Annotated in this window: 10 protein-coding genes and 1 pseudogene; 4 read left to right on the top strand and 7 right to left on the bottom strand. The window is 41.9% G+C overall.

Going from position 1 to position 26,996, the window contains the following annotated elements:
• Position 1: 1 nt before the first annotated feature.
• The 7 genes and pseudogenes from RMX89_RS23475 to RMX89_RS23505 all read right to left on the bottom strand — a co-directional run bounded on the left by RMX89_RS23475 (position 2) and on the right by RMX89_RS23505 (position 20,215).
• Positions 2-4,435, bottom strand: a complete 4,434-nt coding sequence (locus RMX89_RS23475; protein ID WP_322690639.1) for an amino acid adenylation domain-containing protein — start codon at positions 4,433-4,435, stop codon at positions 2-4.
• A gap of 307 nt (positions 4,436-4,742) precedes the next feature.
• Positions 4,743-7,952 (bottom strand): amino acid adenylation domain-containing protein, encoded by a 3,210-nt coding sequence (locus RMX89_RS23480; RefSeq protein ID WP_322690640.1) that lies wholly within the window; start codon positions 7,950-7,952, stop codon positions 4,743-4,745.
• Positions 7,953-8,188: 236 nt separating this feature from the next.
• Positions 8,189-8,932: a class I SAM-dependent DNA methyltransferase gene (locus RMX89_RS23485; RefSeq protein WP_322690641.1), complete on the bottom strand. Its 744-nt coding sequence runs from the start codon at positions 8,930-8,932 to the stop codon at positions 8,189-8,191.
• A gap of 87 nt (positions 8,933-9,019) precedes the next feature.
• The gene (locus tag RMX89_RS23490; protein WP_322690642.1) at positions 9,020-10,459 is read right to left on the bottom strand and encodes a condensation domain-containing protein; all 1,440 of its coding nucleotides are present in this window, start codon (positions 10,457-10,459) and stop codon (positions 9,020-9,022) included.
• 162 nt (positions 10,460-10,621) lie between these two features.
• Positions 10,622-10,837: pseudogene (locus RMX89_RS34585) on the bottom strand (phosphopantetheine-binding protein); the annotation flags it as partial.
• Between the two features lie 131 nt (positions 10,838-10,968).
• Complete coding sequence (locus RMX89_RS23500; RefSeq protein WP_322690644.1) at positions 10,969-19,908, bottom strand: non-ribosomal peptide synthetase; 8,940 nt, start codon at positions 19,906-19,908, stop codon at positions 10,969-10,971.
• Positions 19,859-20,215: a hypothetical protein gene (locus RMX89_RS23505; RefSeq protein WP_322690645.1), complete on the bottom strand. Its 357-nt coding sequence runs from the start codon at positions 20,213-20,215 to the stop codon at positions 19,859-19,861. The genes RMX89_RS23500 and RMX89_RS23505 overlap by 50 nt, the downstream gene beginning before the upstream one ends.
• A gap of 1,077 nt (positions 20,216-21,292) precedes the next feature.
• On the opposite strand from RMX89_RS23505, the gene RMX89_RS23510 reads away from it, so the two are divergent.
• The 4 genes from RMX89_RS23510 to RMX89_RS23525 all read left to right on the top strand — a co-directional run bounded on the left by RMX89_RS23510 (position 21,293) and on the right by RMX89_RS23525 (position 26,987).
• Positions 21,293-23,881 (top strand): TonB-dependent siderophore receptor, encoded by a 2,589-nt coding sequence (locus RMX89_RS23510; protein ID WP_322690646.1) that lies wholly within the window; start codon positions 21,293-21,295, stop codon positions 23,879-23,881.
• Positions 23,882-23,905: 24 nt separating this feature from the next.
• Positions 23,906-24,934 carry an ABC transporter substrate-binding protein gene (locus RMX89_RS23515; RefSeq protein ID WP_322690647.1) on the top strand — a complete coding sequence of 343 codons (1,029 nt, stop codon included), beginning with the start codon at positions 23,906-23,908 and terminating at the stop codon, positions 24,932-24,934.
• A gap of 194 nt (positions 24,935-25,128) precedes the next feature.
• Positions 25,129-26,190 carry an iron ABC transporter permease gene (locus tag RMX89_RS23520; RefSeq protein WP_322690648.1) on the top strand — a complete coding sequence of 354 codons (1,062 nt, stop codon included), beginning with the start codon at positions 25,129-25,131 and terminating at the stop codon, positions 26,188-26,190.
• Positions 26,187-26,987, top strand: a complete 801-nt coding sequence (locus RMX89_RS23525; protein ID WP_322690649.1) for an ABC transporter ATP-binding protein — start codon at positions 26,187-26,189, stop codon at positions 26,985-26,987. The genes RMX89_RS23520 and RMX89_RS23525 overlap by 4 nt, the downstream gene beginning before the upstream one ends.
• The last annotated feature ends 9 nt before the right edge of the window (positions 26,988-26,996 follow it).

The raw sequence follows: 26,996 nt of genomic DNA on the forward strand, positions 1-26,996 counted from the left end.
TCTACAGATGTGGGTGATTTACGAAACCATTATGAGTGAAGTAAGAGAAGTAGTTTTGCAGAAGTTCGTCATCGATCGCCGGACATACAATAGAAGTATTTGCTAGCTTATCAAGCGTGTTTTGGCAATCGAACTGTGTCATTTTTGATTGAGAAAGACTCTCTTCGATGGATATCTGATTTTTGAATCTATTTTCAGGAAACAAAGGCAAAAGGGAATACAACGTTGCATCTAGAGAATGCTTTGCAGCAGTTATCAATTCTTGTCGCCATTTATCATAAGCAACTAGCCGCAGTGGATAGCCATAAGAACGTACCCACTTGATAAGTTCTTCTAGTTTAATTGGATGCGGATTGAGCAAGTGAAAAACTTCTCCAATTGATTCTTTTTGCTGAGATAAATAAACGATCGCTTGACTTACGTAATTTACAGGGGTCATATCCACTAAACCAGTAATTTCTGGCACACTACCAAGCTGAATACAGCATTTAATCATGCTGCACATAAAATCATTTGTATTCCAAACTCCTGTTTTGCTGTTTCCTGTAATTCTTCCCAGTCTGTGGATAGTCACAGGAAGCCCTCTAGAAAGTGCGATCGCTACTAATTTTTCCGCCACCCATTTACTCTGAGCATACCCACTTTCGAGAATTTCACCATGTTCTAAATAGTCTTTTTCTCGAAATACTTGAACTTCCGAATCGCTTTGTGCGGGGAAAACGGAAAGAGTAGAAACGTAATGCACTGGCTTGATTTTGATTAAGCTTGCTAATCTGAGAACTTCCTGAGTTCCGAGAACATTAATCGCCTTCATCTGCTCGTATGGATGAATAAAATTAACGAAAGCACCATTGTGATAAATAACATCTATCTTATTTGCCAATAGTAGAAACTTTTCCTGAGATAGTCCAAAAAGTGGCTCAGATAAATCTCCCACAATCGGGATGATTCTGGAACTAAAATTTTCGTTCCACAGTAAATACGTTTCCAGGTTTTGGCGCAGCTTATTTTTGCCTGATTCTGCATCAGCAGAACGTACCAAACAATAAATATCTGCTGGAGTTTTTTGGAGAAGTTCATCAAGTAAAAAAGCTCCTAAAAAACCTGTGGCTCCGGTTAATAATATACTAGCTGGCTCGGTTGTATAATCTCTTGGGACAGCTTCAGGACGAATTGTGCGATCGAGAACGGCTTCAGCTTGCAGATCCGCAACAGTTTTCCTAGCAATAGTATTAGAAGAACCTGTGTTTTGAACCATCTCAATACTTTCGGCTAGGCCAGCTACCGTAGGCATTTGAAATAGACTACGCAAGGGTAACTCTACTTGAAAAGTTTCTCGCACTCGAAAAATCATCTGAGTCAGCAGTAAGGAATGACCACCCAACTCAAAAAAGTTATCATTAATACCAACTTTTTTCCGAACAAGTAAATCAGACCAAATTGCCGTTAATTTCTTCTCAGTTAATGTACGTGGCGCTACGTAAATTGTGTCATCATCATAGTGGTTTTGGTCAGCAATTGGTAACGCTTTGCGGTCTACTTTGCCGTTAGGAGTGAGTGGTAGTGCTTCTAATACCACAAAGACTTTTGGCAGCATATATTCGGGCAACTTATCACTGAGAAAGCGGCGTAGTTCACTGCTGTTGGGAACTGACTTTGAAGTGGGAACCACATAAGCTACTAAATATTGGTTGCCCGTAGCGTCTTGTTGAGCGATGACTACAACTTCCTTAATCTCTGAGTGTTGAGCCAGTACGACTTCAATTTCTCCAAGTTCGATGCGAAAGCCGCGCACCTTTACCTGATTATCAATACGACCGAGAAACTCAATGTTGCCGTCTGGGAGATAACGCACTAAATCCCCAGTTTTATAAAGGCGATCGCTCTCTTGTGACTTGTTAAAGAAGTTAGGAATAAATTTTTCTTCAGTTAAGTCTGAGCGATTCAAGTAACCTCGTGCTAAACCAGCACCACCAATGTAGAGTTCTCCCTGGATACCAATAGGAACTGGCTGTAAATTTTTATCTAACACATACACTTGAACATTACGAATTGGCTTACCAATGGGTACTCCTAACAATGTACTATCTGAAGAAAAGGTAGCTTTTGGTAACTTGTAAATTGTGGTTACTACAGTTGCCTCTGTAGGCCCGTATCCGTTGAATAGTTGCGGGTAATCACCTACATACTTTTGCCACATTTTTACTCGTTCTGGAAGTACCTGCTCTCCCCCAATAATTACTAGGCGCAATGATTCAGGTAGCCTTAGTTTTGTTGTTGTTAATTCAAAAGTCAGATGATGCCAATATGCTGTAGGTAAATCTAATACTGTAATTTCCCATTCTTGACATTGTTTAAGGAAATTCGGTATATCAATTAACATCTGTTCATTACGTAGCACCAGCGTGCCACCAGAGATTAGGCAGGGATAAATTTCTTCGACTGCCGTATCAAAGCTGATAGAGGCAAACTGTAGAATGCCATCAGACTGGGTAAACCCATATTCAACAATTGCCGCAAGAGTGAAATTCACTAAAGACTGATGTTGAATCATCACTCCTTTTGGTTTGCCTGTAGAACCTGATGTATAGATGATATATGCTAGATTTTTCGGTGTAGCACCACTGAGGAGATTCTCTTCACTTTCATGAGAAATTACTTCCCAGTCTGTATCCAAGCAAACTATATGCAGTCCATCAAACTCTCGTTCTACCAGCAAATGCTTCTGAGTCAAGAGGACTGGTACTCGTGAATCTAATAACATCCAGGTCAAGCGCTCTTGGGGATAAGTGGGATCTAAGGGTACATAAGCCCCACCAGCTTTGAGGATGCCCAACAAAGCGATCGCCATCTCTAGAGAGCGCTCTACACAAATACCCACCAGCACTTCTGGTCTGACACCAAGAGAATGCAAATAACGCCCTAGTTGATTTGCCTTGGCGTTCAGTTGCCGATAGGTCAACTGTTGCCCTTCAAAGACCACTGCAACAGCATCCGGTGTTTGCTCTACTTGAGTTTCAAACAACTCATGAATGCACAAGTCTTGCAAATTTTCTGTTTTTGTGCTGTTCCACTTTACCAACAGAGTCTGCAATTCTGTCTCTGTCAAGATTGGCAAATCACTGAGACTCTGGTCGGGATTCACCACAATGCTTGAAAGCATTGTCTCGAAATGCCCCACCATTCTCTTAATAGTGGCTGCTTCAAACAAGTCAGTGTTGTATTCTAGATTTCCAATTAGTCCCTGCGGCGTATCTGTCATAGATAGAGACAGGTCAACCTTGGCTGTCTTACTGTCCACCATCACAGGATTCAGGATCAGTTCTGGCAACTCCAAGGGTGGCATCGGTGCATTTTGCAGGACAAACATCACCTGGAACAGTGGCGTATGGCTGAGGCTGCGCTCCGGCTGCATTTCTTCTACTAGCTTCTCAAAGGGCAAGTCTTGATGGTCAAATGCCCCTGAAATTACTTCCCGTACTCGTAAAAGCAACTGCCAAAAACTAGGGTTATCCCCAAGGTAAGTACGTAAGACAAGAGTGTTAACAAAAAACCCGATCAATCCTTCGATTTCCGGGCGGTTGCGGTTAGCAGTAGGTGAACCTACTATGATGTCTTCTTCTCCTGTATAGCGGTAGAGTAATGTTTTGAATGCTGCTAGCAGAGTCATAAACAAGGTGACTCCTGCTTGCTGGCTAATGTGCTTGAGCGCCTGGGATAAATCAGAAGACAATAAAAAAGACTCGGTTGCACCTTGAAAGTTTTGGACTGCTAATCTTGGACGGTCTGTGGGCAGTTCTAAGACGGGTATGGAACCGGCTAGCTGTTGTTTCCAGTAGTCTAAATGAGTTTGAAGTACCATCCCTTGCAGCCACTCTCGTTGCCAGATAGCATAGTCAGCGTACTGTATGGGCAGTTCGGGAAGTGGCGAAGCAGTCCCAGTAGAAAAGGCTTTATAGAGGGCTGTTAATTCTCGGATGAAAACCCCAATCGACCAACCATCAAAGATGATGTGATGTAGCGTCAGCAACAGCAGATATTCATTCTTACCTAATTGGAGCAAGGTGACACGCAGTAACGAATCGTGTGCCAGGTCAAAGGAGTATTCTGCCTCCTTGTTAATTAGTCCCTGAACCTGGGCTGCGCGGTCTACTTCCGACCATTCACTGAGATTCACCACAGGTATGACTATCGAGCGGCTTTTGGCAATGACTTGTACCGGATTTCCATCCACTGTGGTAAAGGTAGTACGCAGGATTTCGTGACGATTTGCGATCGCTTCAAAAGCCTGTTGCAAAGCCTCTACTTTCAAATTACCACTTATTCGCAACCCATAAGGAAGGTTATACACTGAGCTATTCGCCTCTAGCTGATGCAAAAACCACAGTCGTTGCTGGGCAAAAGATGTAGGAAAAACAAATAGTTGTTCTGTCATTTGATTTTGGATTTTAAATTGGTTTTACAAAAGAAGGGAATAGGGAACAGGGAACAGGGAACAGTGATAAAAACTTTATTTAGTTCTGGGTAACAGCCACGTTTTTAAAAGGATGTTTTTTGAGCGGAGAGTGCAACGAAAAAAACAGCGTCATTGTTTCAATCCCATTCTTTTAAGGGTGGGTTTACTTGTTGTCTGTTGCCTGTTAAGAGTTTCCTCTGAAAGATAAATCTGGCGCTCATAGGACTTAGGCAGACTCTACGCCAACGCTACCGCTTCACTATCACAAAATATAATTACGAATTATTTAAATCTGGTATTGGTCACGAGACACTGGCTTTATTGTGGGTATCCGCAGTTCTTCATTTGTTTTTATCACTTGAGAAAGTTCGTGAATTGTAGGATGTTGAATAAACTCTTGCAAAGAAAAACTTAATCCTCGGTCATTAGCTCTGGATAATACTTGAATACTGCGAAGTGAGTCTCCTCCTAACTTTAAAAAGTTGTCGTGAATGCCCACTTTTTCTACATTCAGAACTTGTGACCAAATTTCTGCCAGTGCTACTTCGATCGCAGTGCTAGGTGGGACAAATACTGCTTCCAGATTTGGTCTTTCTTGGTCGGGAATCGGAAGCGCTTGACGGTCTACTTTGCCATTGGGATTTAGTGGTAGCGCCTTCAATATCACGAACATCGAAGGCAACATATACTCTGGCAAGCAGTTTTTTAAAAAGCTACGCAAATCATCAACTGTGGGTACTTGCTCTTTTTTTGGGACAATATAAGCTATTAAACGGTGGTGAGCATCGATATCCTCTTGGGTAATAGCGATCGCTTCTTGTACAGCTGGGTGTTGATTCAGAACGGCTTCAATTTCAGGTAGCTCAATCCGATACCCGCGAATCTTAACCTGGCGATCGAGACGACCGAGAAACTCAATGTTTCCATCTGCAAGATAACGCCCTAAATCTCCAGTTTTATAGAGGCGTGCGTTTGGTTCATCGCTAAATGGATTAGGAATAAACTTTTGGGCAGTTAGTTCTGGGCGATTAAGATAGCCTTTAGCTACACCCAAACCACCAATATAAATTTCACCAAGAACTCCAATTGGTACTGGTTGGAGATGAGAATTTAGTAAATAAATCTGAGTGTTGGCAATGGGACGACCAATAGAAACAGGATTGTTTAAATCATGATTTTGACAATCGTATACACTACTCCAAACTGTTGCTTCTGTGGGGCCATACTCATTAAATAAGCTTACTTCCGGCAATAATTCACGATGTTGCTTAACAAGTTCCTTTGAACAAGATTCTCCAGCGACAATTACGGTTTTGAGGCTAAGTAGTTGCTGCGATCGCGCTTGTTCTAAAATCAGCTTGTAGAGAGACGGCAGACATAATAAATGGGAAATTTCTTGTTGAGTGTAGCTTGCCGCCGTAGGCATCGCCTTTACAAGTTGTTGAATATCTAATTGCCCATTTTCCGGTAAAACGGAGACAAAACCACCTTGACAAAGTGTCCAAAAAATCACTGCAACAGAACTATCAAAGGCAAAAGACGAAGTAAAGATAAAGCCTATTATAGGTTGTTCATAATAATAAATTCGAGCAGTCGTGGAGTGAACTAAGTTTTGATGCGTAACCTGCACTCCTTTGGGTTGTCCTGTAGAGCCAGAAGTATAAATTAAGTAAGCCAAATTATCAGTCTTCACTTCATTTTTGGGATTCTCATCACTTTCTTGAGCAATTACATCCCAAAGAGTATCTAAGCAAAGCACCAACGCTCCAACATCAGGTAAATTTTTCACCAATCGTTCTTGGGTCAATATTATTGATACCTGAGAATCTGCAAGCATATAACTCAATCGTTGGTTGGGATAGGATGGATCGATTGGTACGTATGCTCCTCCAGCTTTGAGAATGCCTAGTATACCTACTAGCATTTCGCAAGAGCGTTCTACGCAAACCCCCACTAATACATCGGGTTCAACTCCCAAAGCTTGAAGACGATGTGCTAGTTGATTTGCCTTAGCGTTCAGTTCTCGGTAAGTTAGTTGCTGATTTTTAAATACTACCGCTACATTTTTTGGAGTACGTTCTACCTGTGACTCAAATAATTGTTGGATACACTTGTCGTTAACATAATCTCTTCTCGTATTGTTAAATTCGACAAGCAGTCGTTCTCGCTCAACATCGCTGAGAATCTCTAAATTGCCAATTGATTTTTCTGGATTATTTAGAACGCTCTTTAACAAGGTGTGAAATTGTCTTGCTAAATAATTGATGTTTTCGGTCGAGAATAATTTAGAATCGTAGTGAAACTCTGCAATAATATCCTTTTCTTTTTTAATACAGGAGAGTTTTACTTTAAATCGGTCAATGCAACTGTACTGCTTGTAAATTTCAAATGATACGTTGCCAGCAGAATACTTTACAGACTGTTGTATAAAATCAAAACAAAATGGTAAAAATGTTGGTTTCTCAACATTTTCTGTCTCTCCCACTGTTGAGTGCCAAGTAAAGTACTCTTGCCATTGAGCAACCTCACGTATTAATTCATCAACTTGCCGTAGATTTTTACTAAATTGAATGTTTTCTTCCAGATAACAATGAACGGGTAAGTATTTTGCTAAAAGTCCCACCGCACCCTCAAGTTCTTCACATATCCGACCGTTGTCGGCCGTACCAACTATCATATTTGACTGTCCAGTTAAACGCCAAAGTAAGACTAACCAACAATTTAGCAAGAATACAGATAGTGAAGTCTCATGTTTTTGGGCAATGGTCTGAATTTTTGTCACCACATCGTGGGGAATCGTTAAGGTTAAAAATCGAGGTTTAAATTCCGGTTGTTCAACAAGCTGATTTTCAAAAGGAAGCGTAACTCTATAAAAATCAAAAATATTCTTTTTACGCCAATATTCTATTCCTATTTTGGCATCCGCTAATTTAATAATTTCATTTTGCCATTCAGAAAATTGGACGTACTGAATCAGTGGTTCGGACGTTTTTTCTAAATTATTTTGGTATGTATCGTAGAGAGAGGCAATTTCTTTGCAAATATTTTGGAGTGTCCAAGCATCGGCACATAAAGTAGGGAGAGTAATAAACAAAGCATATTTTTGCGTTGACAGAGTAGCTAAAACGAAACGCAAAACAGAATCTTTTTCATAATCAAAAGTCTGCTGTCCCTGTTCTACAAAAAGTTCTTCAATTCTGGTGTTTTGTTGCTCAATTTCCAAATCACTCAAATTTAACTCCTGCAAAGATAGGCTACTAATATCGTTTATTATCTGAATTGGAGTTTTCATCTTAGGTGATGTCCGAAAATTAGTACGAAGAATCTTATGCCGTTTTACTAGCTGATATAAAGCTTCTTTTAGTAAATTGACCTTAATGATACCTTCTATTAAAATAACTAATTGAGCACGATAAGTCACAGTATCTTGCTGTAATAACCAGAGATGTTTCTGGTGAGGTGATATCTGAAAGCCTTCAATAATGTTAGTTTGCATTTGTTTGACTCACCGTTCTAGTTTGGTTCGACTATAATTTTTTGCTCAGTCAAAATATATAATTTAAATTTAATGCTGCCTATACTTAACTAGTCTATAAATTTTTGATAATTGAGCGATTACAGTTTAGTTAACTTTTTTAGGAGTTACGCACACTCTACGAATTCTTAGCGTTCTTGGCAGTTCGATAAATTAAGCTTTTCGGCAATTTTTGCATAAGTTCTATTTTTAATGAATTATTTATAACTAACAAAGTATGTATATTCAGACCTTTCTTGAAATACAGCATCGTGTTTTTCTTCATGGACGCTTACTTGCCTGAAACCCACTTTTTCCAGGGCTGACAGAACTTCTGCACGAGAATAAGTTTTTTCTAAAATAATTTGTTCTAACGGTTTCCATTCTTTTTCTATCAATTGAAAACCAGTTATTTGAATTTGACCAATTTTTTCTTCTGAATTATAGCTCTTTTGACTGATCCAGGCATAATCATCTCTAACAACGCGAGTAGTAGAATTATCCCAATATGATTTAAAATCCTCTTCTAAGCGCAGGTTGAAAATAAATATTCCATTTGTTTTTAAGGCTGTATTCACGTTCCGAAACACGCTCATTAATTCTTCTAAGTTCATGACATAGTTAAGGGCATACATTGAAATAACTGCATCAAATATGGGTGATAGTTCAAAGGATTGTGCATCACACAATATGAATTTGCCTTCAGTTGCATTGGATCGAGCATAATTCAACATTGACTCAGATCTGTCAAGTCCAGTTATTTGATAACCTTTGATTAATAACTTTTGTGCCAATTGTCCTGTACCACAACAAAGGTCAAGAATATTAGCTGCTTTGGGAAGATGCACTAACAGTAACTTTTCTAAAATTTGTATTGTTTGTTCGCTAAGTATCTGAGCGTAGACTTCGTTATATTCTTGAGCAAAATAATCATAATTTGAATCTGATTTTTTAGAAGACATAAATGATGTATTAATTAAAATTTCTTGATAAAAATGTAAAAGTTTTTCTTATTTTTGTAGTTTATTTAATTATATTATCTGTTTTTATTAATCAACTGATAATTTGATTGGTTTAGGCTGGCAAGTTTTTAGCTTGTTAATTATGAAATTTCTACGTTCTTTGATATTTAAGGTTTGTTCTTGACTTTCAAGCTCATTAATTATGTTTATTAAACTTCCTAATTGAGTATTAGGTTCTGCGAGTATACTATTGATAAGTAGTTCAAAAATTTTCATTATTTTGGCGATCGCAATAGATTTGAAGCAGTGTAAATCATAGGATATATTCAACGATAGCTCTGCTCCTAGTGTCACCATCAGCACAAGAGAATAGTTAGAGTTAATCAAGGAACGAACATTATCAATCCTCAAGTTTTCTATAGGTAGGCCAGAAATACTTGCTGTTGAGGTTTCAAATACTAAAATACTCTCGAACAAAGGCATACTTGAGGGTACTTCACTCCAATTCTGAATTTGCACTAAGGGGGTATACTCATATCGACGCATACTAAGCTGCTGGAGTTGGAGTTCCTGGAGCCAAGACAGAAGTAAAGCTTCACCAGACACCAATACGCGCATTGGTAGGGTGTTGATAAAAAGTCCTACCATCGAGGAAACCCCTGGTAGAGTGGGCGGACGACCAGACACAACGGTTCCGTAAACTACATCTGCTTCACCACTGTAATAACTCAACAGTAAAGCCCAAATTCCTTGTACCAAGGTGTTCAGCGTCAAATGATGTTGTTGCGCCAGAGATTTAAGTGCTTCTGTAGTTACTAGCGACAGTTGGATTTGCTGTTGACCAGAATCTTGGTGGCGATTGGAGTAAGCATCAGTTCGCCAGTCTGCTGCTAAAGGAGTTGATGTTGTGAAGCCCTGAAGACTTTTTCGCCAAAATACCTCTGCTTGTGATAAATCCTGCTGCTTAAGCCAAGCAATGTAGTCCCGATAAGGACGGCTTGGTTGCAAGTGGAGACTTTGGTCTTGGCAAAGTGCTTTATAGAAGGCAAAAAATTCTTTCATAATAATGTTAGTAGACCACCCATCCAACACTAGATGACAAATACTCCAGATAAATTGGTAAGTGTTCGCGTCAGTTTGAATTAAGGCAAGCCGCATTAAGGGTGGTTGAGCCAAATCAAAGCCACTTTTTTGGTCTGCTTCCAGGTAACTTTGTAGTTGCGCTTCCTGTTCAGCAGTTGAGAGCTGACACCAATCATATTGCTGTATCAGCAGTCTAGCTTGTTGGTGTACTATTTGAACTGGCTGGTTCAGACCTTGCCATACAAAAGCTGTCCTCAAGCTCGGATGTCGGTTTACCACTTGCTGCCAAGCCTGCTCAAAAGCTGAGACATTGAGAGTGCCATGCAAGGTACATAGCGTCTGCTCAAAATACATCTTGGAATCTGGAGCAGAGAGGATGTGAAACAGCATACCCTGTTGAGTAGGCGAGAGTGTATAGATGTCCTCTATATTTTTGGCTTCCATACAGTGAAATTTCTACTTGTTGTTGTTCATAAAAAGCTTATTTAGTTCTTCCTGAGTTAACTCAGCTTCTGGAAAGTCTGAAGGTTTGAAGTTGAGCGTATCGGTAGACACAAAATGAGTATTTGGCGGCAATTCCTCCTGTGGAACTGCAATTGTCTCCACAATTATTGCTAACTCTGCAATAGTTAAATGTTCAAATAGCTGATTTGTTGTGAATTTTAAGCCTGCTTCATAAGCTTTAGCTACAACTTGAATACTCCCAATTGAATCACCTCCCAATTCTAAAAAGTTGTCGTAAATGCCTACCTGTGGAATTCCCAAAACCTGGCTCCAGATTGTGGCTAGCACTTTTTCCACTGGCGTGCGGGGTGCTACGTAAATAGTTTGCCTTGCTATACCTTCTTTGTGCATCAGCATTGCCAAAAGTTCGCGTTTTTCTGATGAAAGCTGTTCAATACGTTTTAAAAGCTCGTCGCTCACTGTTGATTTGCTCCAAACAAAATAAATATTTACTGGCGTTGCATAGATAATTGATTGTTGGCAAGCATTACTTTCACTTCTTCTTCTGAAAGTGTTTCCAATATGCTTAGAAGTTGAGCCATTTTTACCTCTTTGGATTGTACTTGCTCAGGTGCAGGCAAATGGCGGCGATCGACCTTTCCACTTGGAGTCAATGGCAATTCTTCTAAGACAACAAAGACATTAGGAATCATGTATTCCGGTAATTTCTGCCGCAAGAAACTCCGCAATTCATTGGTCGCAGGTGCAGGTTTTTGCTGTGGTACTACGTAGGCTACTAAGCGTTTGCTACCTGATTCCTCTTCTCGAAGTATGACCGCTGCTTCCCGAACAACAGGATGTTGAAGTAAAATTGCCTCAATCGCCGTTAGTTCAATCCGATACCCGCGAATCTTCACCTGGCGATCAATACGTCCCAAAAACTCAATGTTGCCATCTGGAAGATAACGCGCTAAATCCCCAGTTTTGTAAAGGCGGTTAAATTTTAGATTTTGGGTTGCACCTTTGGTGCGCTGGAAGCGCAACTTAGATTTTGGATTATCGAAATTTTCATTCTTATCCCCCAATCTAAAATCTAAAATCGGCAATCCAAAATCGCTAAACGGGTTGGGAATAAACTTTTGGGCAGTTAATTCTGGACGATTGAGATAGCCTTTAGCTACACCCAAGCCACCAATATAAATTTCACCAGGAACTCCAATGGGTACTGGTTGGAGATAAGAATCTAGTAAATAAATCTGAGTGTTGGCAATGGGACGACCAATAGAAACAGGATTGTTTAAATCATGATTTTGACAATCGTATACACTACTCCAAACTGTTGCTTCTGTGGGGCCATACTCATTAAATAAGGATGTATCGGGCAGTAGTTGACGATGGCGTTCAACCAATTCTGTAGAACAACATTCCCCAGCAACAATAACTGTCTGCAACGAGACAAGTTGGGCTGGATCTATAGCAGCGAGTAGGGTGCTGTAAAGTGAGGGAACACTTAACCAGTGTGAAACTTGATGTTGAACAATCAGCTTGACTAATTGCCAAATATCTCTCTGGGAACCCTCAGTTAACAGTACTAGTTTACCTGCTTGACATAATGTCCAAAATATGGAACCGACTGAACTATCAAAAGCAAAAGAGGGAATCAATAAGAAACTGGTAACGGGTTCTGAGTAATAAGTAATCCGCGCCAAGGTGGAATGGGCTAAGTTTTGCTGGGTTACGAGTACTCCCTTCGGTTGACCTGTGGAGCCTGATGTGTAAATAATGTAGGCTAGATTTTCTAATGTGCTTGTACTGCTGGGGTTTTCTGGACTTTCCTGCGCTATGATATGCCAGTCTGAGTCTAGGCAGACAATTTGGGCTGTGTGGGTAGGTAAGTTAGCTACTAGCCGTGCCTGAGTCAATAAAACTGGCACTTGAGCATCTTCCAATATAAAAGCCAAGTTTTCTTGGGGATATGTTGGATCTAAAGGTACGTAAGCTCCTCCTGCCTTGAGAATTCCCAAAATTCCCACTATCATTTCTAAGGAACGCTCGACACACAGAGCTACTGGTACATCAGCAGTTACTCCTAGACGCTGCAAGTAATGAGCCAGGGCATTAGCTTGATGATTTAGCTGTTGGTAAGTTAGAGACGCGACGCCAGTCGCTACAACGGGGGGAACCCCCGCAACGCGCTGGCTCATTAATCGCGTCTGTACATCTTCAAAGACGATGGCGATCGCATCAGGATTTTGTGCTGCCATAGCCTCAAAGTGTTGATGGATACAGCAGTCTTGGGGATATTTGGTGGCAGTGTTATTCCATTCTGTAAGCAACATCTGCCGTTGGCGATTGCCCAAAAGACATTGCAACTCGTAACGTGCTAACGGCTGTGAAGACATTGCTGTTAATGTTTCTTGAAAATAAGTGCCAATAGTCTCTAACTGGGCATGACTTATCTGTGTCAAGTCACACTCTAAATCGAGTTGTATACAATCTGAGGCATGATTGAGATTAAACTCAGACCGCAAGGTAAAATGAGTTTCACCAAAACCCCTCGCCCCTAAAACTTCCAAATCTTTGAGACTTTGCAGACTCTCATAAACATGGAAGTTAGTGTAATTAAAAACAGTTTCAACTAGGGGCTGGAGAGCTTGACGACCAACAAGTTGATGTAAATCTGCGTAAGGATAACGTCTGAAGGGCAACAACTCTCGTTCAGCTGCAAAAACCTGCTGCACCAACTCTAGCCAAGTTCCCCCCGTCAGCTGCAAACGCAAGGGAACCGTATTCAAATGGATTCCCAGAGTTTTTTCTCCGTCAGCTGCTTCCAATCGACCATTCGACTCCAGCCCCGTGAGGATATCACTCTCACCACTCAACAAACTCATCACCCTGATATGTGCAGCTAACAACACGTTTTTCAGGGGGACTTCTGCTAACCGGGCTAGTTTTTGCAATTTCTCAGAAAGTTCTGAGGAGATGGGGACATCTAAAAAGCCAATTTCCGGGGTATTTGTGCTGTAATGAGTCACCTTCCAACGGGCTATTCTCGTGGTTACACAACCTGCTAATTTTTGCCTCCAAAAATCTTGAGAGTCGGAGGATTGCAATGTTGCACGCTCCAAAGCAACAAAATCTCTATAAGTTATAGCTGGGGCTGGTTCAATGGCTTTGCTTTTACCGTTGAGCAGAGCATAATAATCATGTAGCAATTCTGTCAGCAAACAAGCTTTGCTCCAACCATCAAGAATAGAAGTGTGACAGCTAAAGGTGAGATAAAAAGACTGCTCTGTAAGGCGGTGAATGAAAAAGCGAATAAATGGTGGAGAAGACCAATCAAAATTTCGTCGTTTTTCAGCTTTTATCCAGGTGGAAAGTGCTTGTTGTTGTTGTGGCGAGAAATCACGCAAGTCCTCGACATGAAAGGGAGCAGTAACTTGTTGATGAACCAACTGTAAGGGTTCACTAAAATTAGTCAAATCGAAGGATGTCCGCAAGATGGCGTGGCGATCGACAACGTGCTGTAGAGCTTTTTGAAACAATTCAATGTCTAGACGAACTTGCAAATTGTACAGAAAAATATCATGGTACATCGGCTCATCAGGCATGGACTGAGTGTGAAAAATCACCCCAGCCTGCACCCTAGCCAAAGGATAGGCATCTTCTACATCTTTGGGTAGCTTTTGCCGTTCTGTCTGGGAAATCAGGCTAAATGGCTCTGTTTTTTGAGTTATTAAAACACTGGGTTCAACAAAAGTAATTTCTCGTGCCAGTGAGTCGATAGTCTGATACTGAAAAATCTGCGCTAAGGAAAAACTTAAACCTTTTGCAGAGGCTTTAGCTAACACTTGGATGCTGCGAATCGAATCTCCTCTTAACTCAAAAAAGTTGTCGTGAATGCCTACTTGTTCAATGTCCAGCACCTCTGCCCAAACCTCTGCCAATGCCTTTTCTATAGGAGTACGAGGTGCTACGAAAGCTTTTTCCAATTCAGGTCTGACTTTAGCAGGAATTGGTAAGGACTGTCGGTCTACCTTACCATTCGGCGTTAAAGGCAGTGCATCCAGTAGGACGAAAGCCGCCGGAACCATGTAATCAGGGAGCTTTTCTAAAAGAAAGCGACGCAATTCGGTAGTGGTGGGTGCTGGTTGATGACGGGTGACGCAATAAGCAACTAATTGCTGATTGCTAAAATCTGCCTGAGAATTAGCTAATTCTCCTTTGAGTAAGCGACGCAAACCAGTAATTGTTGATGAATTTTCTACATCAACCAGTGGTGTGAAATCTCGGTGCTGTTCCTTCTTCTCAATTTCTCTGATCAAAATAACAACTTGCCGCAATGCTGGGTGTTGACTCAGTACCGCTTCAATCTCTCCTAGCTCAATACGGAACCCCCGCAATTTAACTTGATCGTCGAGTCGTCCGAGATATTCAATGTTGCGATCGCTCAGATAACGTGCCAAATCCCCAGTTTTGTATAAGCGATCAAATCCAGATTGATCTTCATTCGCTCCCCTGCTCCCCTGCTCCCCTGCTCCCCTACTTCTTTTAAACGGGTTGGCAATGAATTTAATATCTGTTAACTCTGGTTGATGCAGATAACCCCGCGCTAAACCCACACCCCCAATGTGTAGTTCCCCAGGTACGCCAATAGGTACTGGTTGCAAGTGATTATCTAGCAAATATATTTGCGTATTGGCAATGGGGCGACCAATGGGAACAGTATGCTTACGACTCTCACGTTCACAAGCCCAGAATGTGACATCGATCGCAGCTTCCGTTGGCCCGTACAAATTATGTAAGTCTGCATCCAAACGCTCAAAAAATCGTTCTTGTAGTTTCAAAGGTAGTGCTTCACCACTACACATCACCTGCCTCAAGCACTTACACACCTCAAGTCCAGGTTCCTCAAGAAATACTTGCAACATGGAGGGAACAAAATGCAACGTGGTGATCTGTTCTTGGGCAATCATCTGAACAAGGTAGGTGCTATCTTGATGACCTCCTGGACGAGCTACCACTAAACGCGCTCCGGTAGTCAAAGGCCAAAAGAATTCCCAAATGGAGACATCAAAACTGAACGGTGTTTTTTGCAACACTTTATCTACCATTGTCAGTTGATAAGTTTCCTGCATCCAAGATAGACGATTGCAAATTCCTCTATGAATGTTCATCACCCCCTTTGGTTTGCCAGTGGAGCCGGAGGTGTAAATCACATAAGCTAAATTATCAGTTGTCACCTGGCTAACTGGATTGTCTCCACTTTCACTAGCCCAAACCTCATGGTTTTTGTCCACCAATACCACTTGCGCCCCATGTTCAGGCAAAGCTGCAAGGAATTTCTCTTGAGTCAGCAACACTGAAACCTGAGCATTTTCCACCATGAAAGCCAGACGTTCTTGAGGATAGGAGGGATCTAGAGGAACGTAACCTCCTCCAGCTTTGAGAGTCGCCAAGATACTCACTACCATTAAGAGCGATCGCTCTAGACAAATGCCAACCAACACTTCCGGTTCTACTCCCAGAGTTTGCAGATAATGTGCTAATTGGTTGGCTCGTCGATTCAACTCGATGTATGTGAGTTCTTCTGTTTCAAACACTACCGCCACTGCATCTGGTGTCTGCTCTACCTGAGCCTCAAATTGTTGATGGAGACAAGGTTTGCTAGCATAATCTACTTGGGTAGTATTCCACTCGACTAATAATTGTTGCTGTTCTAATTCCGTGAGGAGTGGTAGAAGTGAGATGTGCTGCTGTGAGTCAGCAACAATACCTTCTAGCAAGGTCTGAAAATGACCAGCCATCCGCGCAATAGTGGCAGCATCGAATAAGTCTGTGTTGTATTGCCAAGAAGCAGATAGGGTTTCATCCACCTCAGCCATGACGAGATTGAGGTCGAACTGAGCAATTCGTTGTTCGAGGGCTAGGGACTCTAGCTCTAGTTCTCCTAATTTTATCTTTGCTCCTGTTTCCCCTAAAGCAAAGGCCGCCAAACCTGATTCATTGAGCAGGTGGGCTTTGTGCAAGACAAACATCACTTGAAATAAGGGCGAACGGCTGGGATCTCTGACTGGTTGTAATTGCTCAACCAGTCGGGCAAAGGGGTAGTCCTGGCGATCGAAAGCATCCAGCACACAGGAACGTACTTGAATGAGAAACTCATCAAAGGTGGGATTTTTTGATAAAGGCGATTGCGTGAATGCCAAAGGCGTAGGCGTACCCGCCCGCCGCAGGCATCGCAATACTACCGGATTGACAAAATACCCTACTACTCCTGCTGTATCAGTTCGACTTCTGCCTGTTGTGGGGGAACCTACTAGAAAGTCTGCTTGACCTGTGTAGCGATAAAGTAGCACTTGAAAGGCTGCTAGCAAGGTCATGTAGAGAGTAACTCCACGTTGGCGGCTGAAGTTTTGTAGCTTTTGAGTTAATTCTCTACTCAGCTGATAGCCAAAGGAAGCTCCTTGATAGGTTTGAATGGCTGGACGCGGATGGTCAGTTGGCAAATTTAATATAGATAACTCTCCTGCCAACTGCTTTTGCCAGTAGTCCCACAGGCGATCGCCTTCTGGACTCGCTAGCATTAGAGCCTGTTCTCGTACATAGTCGGTGTACTGCCAGACCAAAGGAGGTAAAGTCACCGATGTATTGTTTTTGTTGCTCTGGTACAGTGTTCCTAACTCATCCACCAAGACGGTGAGGCTCCAGAAGTCGGCGACGATGTGGTGGACAACAAGTAAAAGAATGTGTTCTGTTTGTGAACGAGCGAACAGACTCACCCGCATGAGGGGGCCTTGCTCAAGATTGAAGGGATGGTATGCTGCTTTAAGCAGGCGATCGCTCAAAAATTCCTCATCCCATGTTGCAGCATCTTCCTGTTGCCAGCAGACCTCTACGTGCTTATGGACTCGCTGTATGGGATGTCCATCAACATTTGGGAAAGTCGTACCTAGAATTTTATGGCGTTCCACTAAACTCTGAAATGCTCGATGCAATGCAGAAATATCAAGCTCGCCATGAATACGCAGAGCATTTGTAATGTTGTAAGCAGGACTCTCTGGTGCTAGCTGGTGTAAAAAGTACAAAGCCTGTTGACCGTAGGAAAGAGGGTACTCAGTGACAGTTTCATTAACTTGGGCTGGAGTGCTTTTGGGGACGGAAGAAACATTTGTTAACAGAGCAAGTACTACGGTTGCTAGTTGGTTAATACTCGAACTCCCCAGAAAGCTAGTCATCGGTAAGACCACACCCAAGTTAGTTTCAATGGAATGCTGGAGTTCGATCACCATTAAGGAATCGAGTCCCACAGTGTTCAAGGGTTGCTGCGGGTTAACTTGGGAAGAAACTAGTTTGAGTACCTGAGCTACTAGCTGCTGAAGATAACAGGTTAGCTGAAACTGACGCTCTTGCGGCTCTAATGCTAAGACGGTTGCATGAGTAAGGCTGGCTGTATTGACTATAGTATGAGATTCTTCTAAAACGCTACTGGCAATATTTTCCCAACTTCCTGCCAAAAAATTAGTGCGACAAGCATGGCGCTGAACCTTACCGCTAGAAGTTTTAGGGATACTACCTGGCTTGAGGAGTAACACTGCATAAACTTGCAGTTCATGTTCTTCTACTACTGCTTGACGGATAGCTCTAATGACTTCCTCAGTCGCCAAGTTCCGTAGAAAACTGCGATTAACTTCTTGAGCAATAACTAATCTCTCTTCCCCAGCAACATCAATTGTAAAGGCTGCACCACCGCTAGGTTGTAGTGATGGGTGGCTTTGTTCTACTGACCATTCAATGTCTTGGGGGTAATGATTCCGACCCCGGATAATAATCAAATCCTTCAGACGACCTGTGACAAATAGCTCTCCTTCCTCCAAAAAGCCCAAGTCTCCTGTCCTTAGAAAAGGCCCGTCTTGAGTATCCTTAAGGTAGGCTCGGAATGTATAGTCAGTTTGCTCTGGCTGATTCCAGTAGCCTTGGGTGACGCTTGGCCCTGCAACCCAAATTTCACCCACCTCACCAGGCTGGCAAAGGGTTAGAGTCTCAGGATGAACTATGGCAATCTTTAAATCTTGTAAAGCATGGCCACAACCGACTATGGTCTGTACGCCAGCTTCATTTTGACCAAAAGGATAAGGTTCAAAGCCTCGCTCCTTGTGGGTAATCGCTCCCTTGTTTCCCTGCCCCTCTGCCCCTCTGCTCCCCTGCTTCCTCTGCCCCTCTGCTTCCCCTGCTCCCTCCGAAGTTCTGATCGGAGGAAGCCTCCGCTCAGACTTCTCTCTGCTCCCCTGCTCCCCGAAGTTTGGATCGGAGGAAGCCTCCGCTCCAACTTCTCTTCCTGCTTTTTCACTGGCTGGAACTATTTGATTTTGCAACAGTGCCGCCGACTGAACTGGCAACAACACAGGTGGAACTAATTTGCTGCCACCAGTTACCATCAGCGTTGTTTCTGCCATCCCGTAACAAGGATAGAAACTTTCACGCCGGAAGCCACATTCAGCAAAGGTAGCGGTAAACTGCTCTAGAGTTTCTTTCCGAATCGGTTCAGCGCCGTTAAAAGCAATTTCCCAGCTACTCAAATCCAGGGTGGCTCGTTGTTCGGGCGTAATTTTGCGAACACACAGGTCATAGGCAAAATTAGGGCCACCGCTAGTTGTTGCTTGATATCGGGAAATTGCCTGTAGCCAGCGCCAGGGCTTTTGCAGAAATGCCACAGGAGGCATGAGTATGCACGGTATCCCCAAGTACAAGGGCTGGAGCAGATTCCCGACTAAACCCATGTCATGAAAAAGCGGCAACCAACCCACGAAAAGGGTATTTTCTGTGTGCTGCATCGCCTGTTTAATTAGAAGTTCGTTATGTAGCAAATTCCCATGACTTACCATTACGCCTTTAGGTGTACCCGTAGAGCCGGAAGTATACTGCAAAAAGGCCAGGTTGTTGCTATTTATCGATGGTTGCTGCCATGAATTTGCTAAGTCGGTAGTAATGTTATCGGTGGTTAGCAACCGCAATGCTTGTAAATTCGGATATTGGGCAAATTGTCGCTCAATATTGGCAAAGACAGTTGTAGTAGTCAGGGCGATTGTTGCCTGTGCATCTACCACAACAGCCTGGAGTCGGGAGAGGGATTGGTTCGGTCGGGGTGGATAAGCGGGGACTGCAATTACCCCAGCATACAGACATCCGAAAAACGCAGCAATGAATTCTAAACCAGGTGGGTAGAGCAGTAGTCCACGCTCTCCACTTTTGACTCCATAACTTTGAAGTCGGGCAGCAATGGTTTGAGCTTGGCGGTCTAGTTCTCCATAAGTCAAATTCGATGCTTCTACTTCTCCATCCAGCAGAAAAGAATAAGCCTTTTGCTCAGGTTTCAGAAGCGCTCTCCAACGGAGAAGTTCAACCAACGAGGTGAATTCCCTCGGTAGCTCCCAAAGATTTTTGCCCATTAATGCCACTCCATTTATATAAGTATCTACGTGGAGCCAAACTCACTGGTTGAGTTAAGTGCGATCGGCTACGCTGGGCGGTTACGCCATCGCGTTCTAAGTCTTTATTGGCGTTGCATAAATGCGGAATGATTTGTCTCACGCAGTAGACGCTTTGCGGTGAGGGGGTCGCAGTCTTGGCGGTTCCCGTCGATTGCGATAGCGAAGCGTTAGCGAGTCTTCGAGCGTCACCCCCGAACCCGAAGGGCTTCCCGCAGGGTGGCGCTCCAGGCGCAGAGAAGATAAGGAGTTTTAGATTTGAGTACATGAAATTTCATCCCCTGATTCAGCAACGCCCCTTTATTGAAAATTTCAGTGTATTAGCCAATACCGTATTTTTTTGAGAAAAAAGTTTTTTATTTACGAGTCTAAAATTTAACAGCACAACCAATTCAGACAGAGTATGCCTTAACGTGACAGCTTTGTGAAATTTAGAGTCGAGCTATATTTAAGATTAATAAAAATATTTATCATTAATTTTTTACTGTTGTCAAGCATTTTGCCATGCGTAAACAATATTTAAACCAGGCAAAATCACATTTTTATTATGCCTATAAAACACTCATTAATATGAATATTTTTATTCCGAACTAGAAAAAGCTATTCATAGCAATATTTTCAGGGCAGTTTACACAAACTGATTTCTATTTCAGAAATAAAAAAATCTGAATAGGACAAGTTGTCAAATTTTGCATAACTTATATTAAGTAGATTTTTCATAGGAAACTGATAGTCTAAACTGTGATAAAAGTAATCCAGGCAAAATAAAAGTTATAAAACATTTAAAGAAAATAAAAGCTAACTTCAGACTATCTATAGTACGTGCTGCGTAAATGCGCCTATCCTTTTTTAGGCTAAAAGCCCAGCTTTTCAGGATTAATAATGCTAGGTTCATTTCTACAAAACTGTGTTAGCTTCCATTCTGGAAGTATATGAATACTTAAATATATTAATATTTAATAAATTCATAAGCTTTTAAAACAAACATGAGAGTAGCGAAAAATTATTGTAGTGTACAGGCTATCAATTCAACTTGAATAATATTTTATTCAAAATAAATCATGAGTTATTAATATTGCTATATTTAAATGAAAGTACTTAAAGTTTAGCACTTTTATATTTTCAAAGGCTTAGTTTTAGAGAAAATAATTGTTTTTAGGAGAATTATGAAAAAATTGGTTTAGGTTGGTACGGCATTTTGAAAGTGTAGTTGTCTTTCACCAACAAAAATAACTAACAATTATTATTAATTATTTATTGTAGTAGTTGAAAGTAAAAGCAGATTGCGATCGCGTGCAATTAGGTGTGTCTTGATTTCATCAATATTGTGGTGTGGAGGAAAATTTTGAAACTAAGGCAGATGATCTATCTAGGGATTGTCGGAGGTATTTGTCTGTTGGGGACTCAAGCTGTAAAAGCACAGTCAGCAGAACCACCCATCACAAAGATTCCCCAACTGAGTGATATTTCACGTCCTCACACCAATGTTAAAGACTGGCTAGCGCAGCCCAATCAACAGACTCAAGTCACACTAGTGACAGGAGTGCGCCTGAACTCAACTTCTAGCGGATTGGAAATCCTCTTAGAAACTCCTACATCTGACAAATTACAAACCACCATCAAGAACGAAAACAATAATTTTGTTGCAGATATCCCTAATGCTCAACTGCAATTAACAGGTGATAGTTCTTTTCGTCAAGACAAGCCTGTTGCGGGAATTAGCGAAGTAATAGTTACCAATTTAGACACAAATACTATCCGAGTCACAGTGACAGGTGAAGCAGGTATCCCAAAAGTCGAATTAGACGATGGCGATACAGGCTTAATTTTTGTTGTCACACCAGTTACATCCTCGACACCGCAAGCGCCGGATACCTCTAAACCTAATACTGAAACACCACCAACTCAACCATCGGCTGATGCAAATGAACCGATTGAACTAATAGTGACAGGAGAGAGTGATACATATTCAGTACCCGATGCTAGCACTGCAACAAGGACAGATACACCACTTAGGGATATTCCCCAATCAATTCAAGTGATTCCTCGCCAGGTGATTGAAGACCGAAATGTTGTACGTCTTTCGGAATTAGCGGATAACGTTAGTGGCGTACAACCAGAACGAGGATATGGGGGATTGTCGTCATTAGGATATCGGGTGCGTGGGTTTCTCACCAATTTTGAAACTTTACGCAATGGCTTTCCTGATTATGGTTACTTCAGTCCGCGAGATGTAGCTAATATCGAGAGGTTGGAAATTCTCAAAGGGCCGGCGGCGGTACTTTATGGTGGTAGTCCAACCCAGTATGCGGGGGGAAGTGGTGTTATTAACACAACTACCAAAAAACCCCTTGCAGAGCCTTATTACAACACGAGTGTAACTTATGGAAGTTACAACTTTTTGCGTCCGACTTTAGATATTAGCGGGCCACTGACAGATAATAAATCAGTGCTATATCGTTTGAACGTCGCTTATGAAAGTTCTAACAGTTTTCGTGATTTTGTCGATTATGACAGCTTTTTTATCTCGCCTGTGGTAGAGATCAAAGTAGGCGATCGCACTAAACTTACCTTTGAATACGAACACCAAAAATACAACTTTGTTTTTGATAATGGTTTTCCCATTGAGCCAGAAATTCTCCAACTTCCGCGCAGTCGGTTTTTAGGAGAACCTAACTTTGCCAATGGTGAAGTGACATTTAACTCATTAACCTATACATTAGAACATGATTTTAACGACAACTGGAAATTTCGCCAAGGATTTAATGTTCTCAATGCTAATTTGAATGACGCAAGGCAGGTATCTCCTGGTTCTTTACAAGACGACCGTCGAACATTAGACCGTCTTTTTTATGCTTCTGATGAGGAACACGAAAATATCACTCTGCAAAACCAAATTTCTGGCAAGTTTTCCACTGGTTCTATTCGCCATAATGTAGTATTTGGAGTAGATTTAGCCCGAAACTTATTTAGCTATATTTTTGCTCCAGATTTAGAACTATCAATAGATATTTTTAACCCGCAATATGGTGGGACTCCTACTCCTGTAGAAGGAGGTTCTCCTTTTGGACGAAAAATTATCTCCGAGAATGTCGGTTTATTCGCCCAGAACTTAATTGAACTTACACCTAATTTCAAGGTTTTATTAGGTGGTCGCTTGGACTTTAATGATTACAGCACTCAAGACCGTGTGAGTGGCGATATTCTCGATACACAATCAAAGACTCGATTTTCGCCACGAGTGGGAATTATATATCAACCAAGTGATGCTACTTCGCTTTACTTCAATTGGTCTAATGGTTTTTCTCCGCAATTTCAAGCCAGAAGTCGTACAGAAGAACAGTTTGAACCGCAAACTACCGAGCAATTTGAAGTGGGGGTGAAACAGAATTTTCTGGACAATAAGCTTTCTGCAACTTTGGCATTCTTTCAAATTACCAAACAGAATGTATTGACACCAGACCCAGTAGACGACGTATTCAGTATCCAAACCGGAGAACAACGTAGTCGAGGTATTGAACTAGATATTGCAGGCAAAATATTACCTGGTTGGAAAGTGATTGCCAACTATGCTTACATTGATGGCAAAGTAACAAAAGATAATCTGATTCCTGTAGGAGATAGATTATTTGGTGTACCAGAGCATAGCGCTGGATTGTGGACAAGTTATGAATTGCAAAGTGGTAGTTTGCAGGGGTTAGGATTTGGTGCTGGGTTGTATTTTGTGGGTGAACAGGAGGTGGATTTACCGAATAAGTTTAAACTTCCAAGTTATTTACGAGCTGATGCTTCTATCTTCTATCGGCGGCAAAATTATCGATTTGCAGTCAATTTCAAGAATATTTCTAATATTAAATATTATGAGGTTGATGGGTATGGTATTGACCCTGCGCCGCCGTTTACAGTGTTAGGAACAGTGTCAGTTGAGTTTTAATCCCAAAGCATTCAAGCGAGAATTGTGAGTAAATTACATAGCCTTATCGGGATATTTAAACCTTTTGTTGCAGTCTTAGCAGTGCTGATGCTGGGAATGGTTTCAGGGTGTGCAGGAAATGTCGCCACTCCAAATGATTCTAACTCTAATGCGACAAAACATACACCATTTACACTTAAGAACTGTGATTTGACAATTACCTACAAACAACCACCACAACGCGCCGTCACCATGATGCAATCGGCGACAGAGGTGATGCTAGCATTGGGCTTAGAAAAGCACATGGTTGGTACAGCCTATCTCGATAATCCGATTTTGCCAGAGTATCAACAAGCATATTCCCAAATTCGCGTATTAGCGCCAAAGTACCCGTCACGGGAAGTTTTTTTGGGAGTTGAGCCGGATTTTGTCTTCTCTACTGAGGAAAGCGCTTTTGCCAAAGAAGCACTTGGATCGCAATCAGAGTTGCTAAAACTAGGTATTTCTTCTTATTTGTTGCCTATTGAATGCGATCGCATCGAACTTAGACCTGAGCGCGTAACGATGGAGAATTTATATCAAGAAATCCGAGAAATAGGGCGGATTTTTAGAGTAGAACAACGGGCAGAAAAGTTAATTGTGCAATTGCGATCGCAACTCGAAGCAACCCAAAAAAAGCTAGGGAAAGTAACAACCAAAAAACGCATTTTTTGGTATGATTCTGAAGATCCTCCCCTAACTGTTTCTACTTGGGGAATGCCCAATCATATTATTGAGTTAGCTGGTGGTGAAAATATATTTAAAGATATTCAAAAAAAAGAAGCATGGGTAACAGTTAATTGGGAAGATGTGATTGCACGTCAACCAGATGTGATTGTTCTGATTGATGCTAACTGGTCATCTGCTGAAGAGAAGCGTCGATTACTTAAATCTCACCCTGCTTACTCCCAACTAACAGCAGTGCAACAGGATAAATTCATTGTTCTGGGCTTTAGTTACACGATGCCAGGAATTAGGAATGTCGCAGGGGTGAAAAAATTAGCAGAAGCTTTGTATCCAGAGAGGTTTAAATAATGGAGGGGAGTAGGGAAGCGGCGCAAGAAAGAATGACTAATAGACAAGAGTGCAAAAGTGCCTTTTGCACTCTTGTCGGGAAATGGGGAAAGGTTAAAGGGGAATGTTAATTCTATCTCTTTTCCCTTTAACCCTTACCCTTTACCCGACTTATGCAAGAAGTCTAATAACCAATGACCAATGACTAATAACTAATGACTAATCTATTACCAAAGCAATTGAGAAAAAATAAGCAGCAACGCTACAAGCTGCTAATGGTAGCTTTGGTAGTGATATTGTTGGTTTCTATGACGTTGGCGGTGATGATTGGGCCTGTGGCTATTCCTCCTTTGAGAGTATGGCAGATAGCTTTATCCCAACTGTTTCCAAATGTTACAGGAGACTGGACTCCAGCACAAATTCAAATTGTCTGGCTAATCCGCTTTCCGCGTGTGCTATTAGCTTTTTTTGTGGGTGCTGGACTATCAGTGGTTGGTGTCATCATGCAAGCAGTGGTGCGAAATCCCTTAGCTGACCCATTTATTCTCGGTATTTCCTCTGGCGCGTCGGTTGGTGCTGTTTTAGTCATCCTATTTGGTATTTTCTCATTTTTTGGTGTCTATGCACTGTCTTTTGGGGCTTTTCTCGGTGCGCTGTTAGCATTCGTTGTTGTTTTCTTTTTAGCACGACAAAAAGGACACCTCTCCTCCACCCGCTTAATCTTAGTTGGTGTATCAATATCATATCTGTTTGAGGCAGTAACGAGTTTCTTGGCTATCAAAGCTGGAAGTGGTGAAGCTACACGACGAGTATTGTTTTGGTTATTGGGAGGACTTTCAGGAACAACGTGGACAGACTTAATCCTGCCGGTGCTGACTTTGTTCTTGGGAATCGGGTATTTGTTACTCCAGACGCGATCGCTAAATGCACTCCTGATCGGTGAAGAAACGGCTCGCACTCTGGGAACTGACACCGATCGCTTCCGCAAGCAGTTATTCCTAGTAACCTCACTGTTGACAGGTGTAATAGTTGCTGTCAGTGGTGTTATTGGCTTCGTTGGGCTAATGATTCCTCACAGCGTCCGTTTCCTCGTCGGCTCAGACCATCGCCGCGTGTTACCTGTGAGTCTGTTGCTGGGCGGAATTTTCTTAATTTGGGCAGATGTCCTAGCACGTACCATTGTTGCCCCAGAAGAACTGCCCATTGGTATTATTACGGCACTTTTCGGCGCTCCTTTTTTCATTTGGTTGATGCAAGGTAAAGGGGGTGGGAAATGAAGTTAGAGGTGAAACACCTATCGTGGAGTATTGAAAGAAAGCAAATTTTGCATGACATCAATCTGCAAGTGTCATTGGGTGAGTTTGTCGGGTTGATTGGCCCTAATGGCAGTGGTAAATCAACTTTGCTCAGATGTATGTATCGTGTCCTTAAGCCAGATAGTGGGTTGATAACTCTCGATGGAAAGAATATCTGGCATTTGAGTACCCGTGAAATGGCACAAGCTACAGCAGTTGTTTTGCAGGAAACATCTACTGAATTTGATTTTACTGTTGCAGAAATGGTATTAATGGGGCGTAATGCCCATCAAGGTTTGTTTGACCGCGAGACAGAAAAAGACCACTCCATAGTCTTCGATGCTTTGGTGCAGGTGGGAATGAATGACTTTGCAGAACGTAGTTTCATTTCCCTTTCTGGTGGAGAAAAACAGCGTGTGTTGATTGCACGCGCCATAGCCCAGCAAGCACGGTTTTTGATTCTTGATGAGCCGACTAATCACCTTGATATTCGCTATCAGTTGGAACTTTTGGAACTGGTGAAGGGGTTGGGTGTGACTACTATTGCAGCGTTGCACGATTTGAATTTGGCTGCTAGTTATTGCGATCGCATTTATGTTGTCAATAATGGAACAATTAAAGCAGTAGGAACACCCCAAGATTTACTACAATCTACTTTAATCCGTGAAGTTTTCGGTGTGGGTTCAACAATAGAAACCGACCCAAGTAATGGTAAGTTACACATCAGCTTCTTCTTAGATGGAGGAATAGGAAGCAAGAGGAATTCCCTTGCTCCTTAAATCTTGCTA

Source organism: Nostoc sp. DedSLP04 (genome assembly GCF_034530775.1).
In the GTDB taxonomy this organism is placed as follows: domain Bacteria; phylum Cyanobacteriota; class Cyanobacteriia; order Cyanobacteriales; family Nostocaceae; genus Nostoc.

Excerpts from the sequence above, each read along its gene's own strand:
- RMX89_RS23500 (WP_322690644.1), bottom strand. The coding sequence starts at position 19,908 with ATGGGCAAAAATCTTTGGGAGCTACCGAGGGAATTCACCTCGTTGGTT.
- RMX89_RS23525 (WP_322690649.1), top strand. The coding sequence starts at position 26,187 with ATGAAGTTAGAGGTGAAACACCTATCGTGGAGTATTGAAAGAAAGCAA.
- RMX89_RS23490 (WP_322690642.1), bottom strand. The coding sequence starts at position 10,459 with ATGGAAGCCAAAAATATAGAGGACATCTATACACTCTCGCCTACTCAA.
- RMX89_RS23475 (WP_322690639.1), bottom strand. The coding sequence starts at position 4,435 with ATGACAGAACAACTATTTGTTTTTCCTACATCTTTTGCCCAGCAACGA.
- RMX89_RS23485 (WP_322690641.1), bottom strand. The coding sequence starts at position 8,932 with ATGTCTTCTAAAAAATCAGATTCAAATTATGATTATTTTGCTCAAGAA.
- RMX89_RS23480 (WP_322690640.1), bottom strand. The coding sequence starts at position 7,952 with ATGCAAACTAACATTATTGAAGGCTTTCAGATATCACCTCACCAGAAA.
- RMX89_RS23505 (WP_322690645.1), bottom strand. The coding sequence starts at position 20,215 with ATGTACTCAAATCTAAAACTCCTTATCTTCTCTGCGCCTGGAGCGCCA.
- RMX89_RS23520 (WP_322690648.1), top strand. The coding sequence starts at position 25,129 with ATGACTAATCTATTACCAAAGCAATTGAGAAAAAATAAGCAGCAACGC.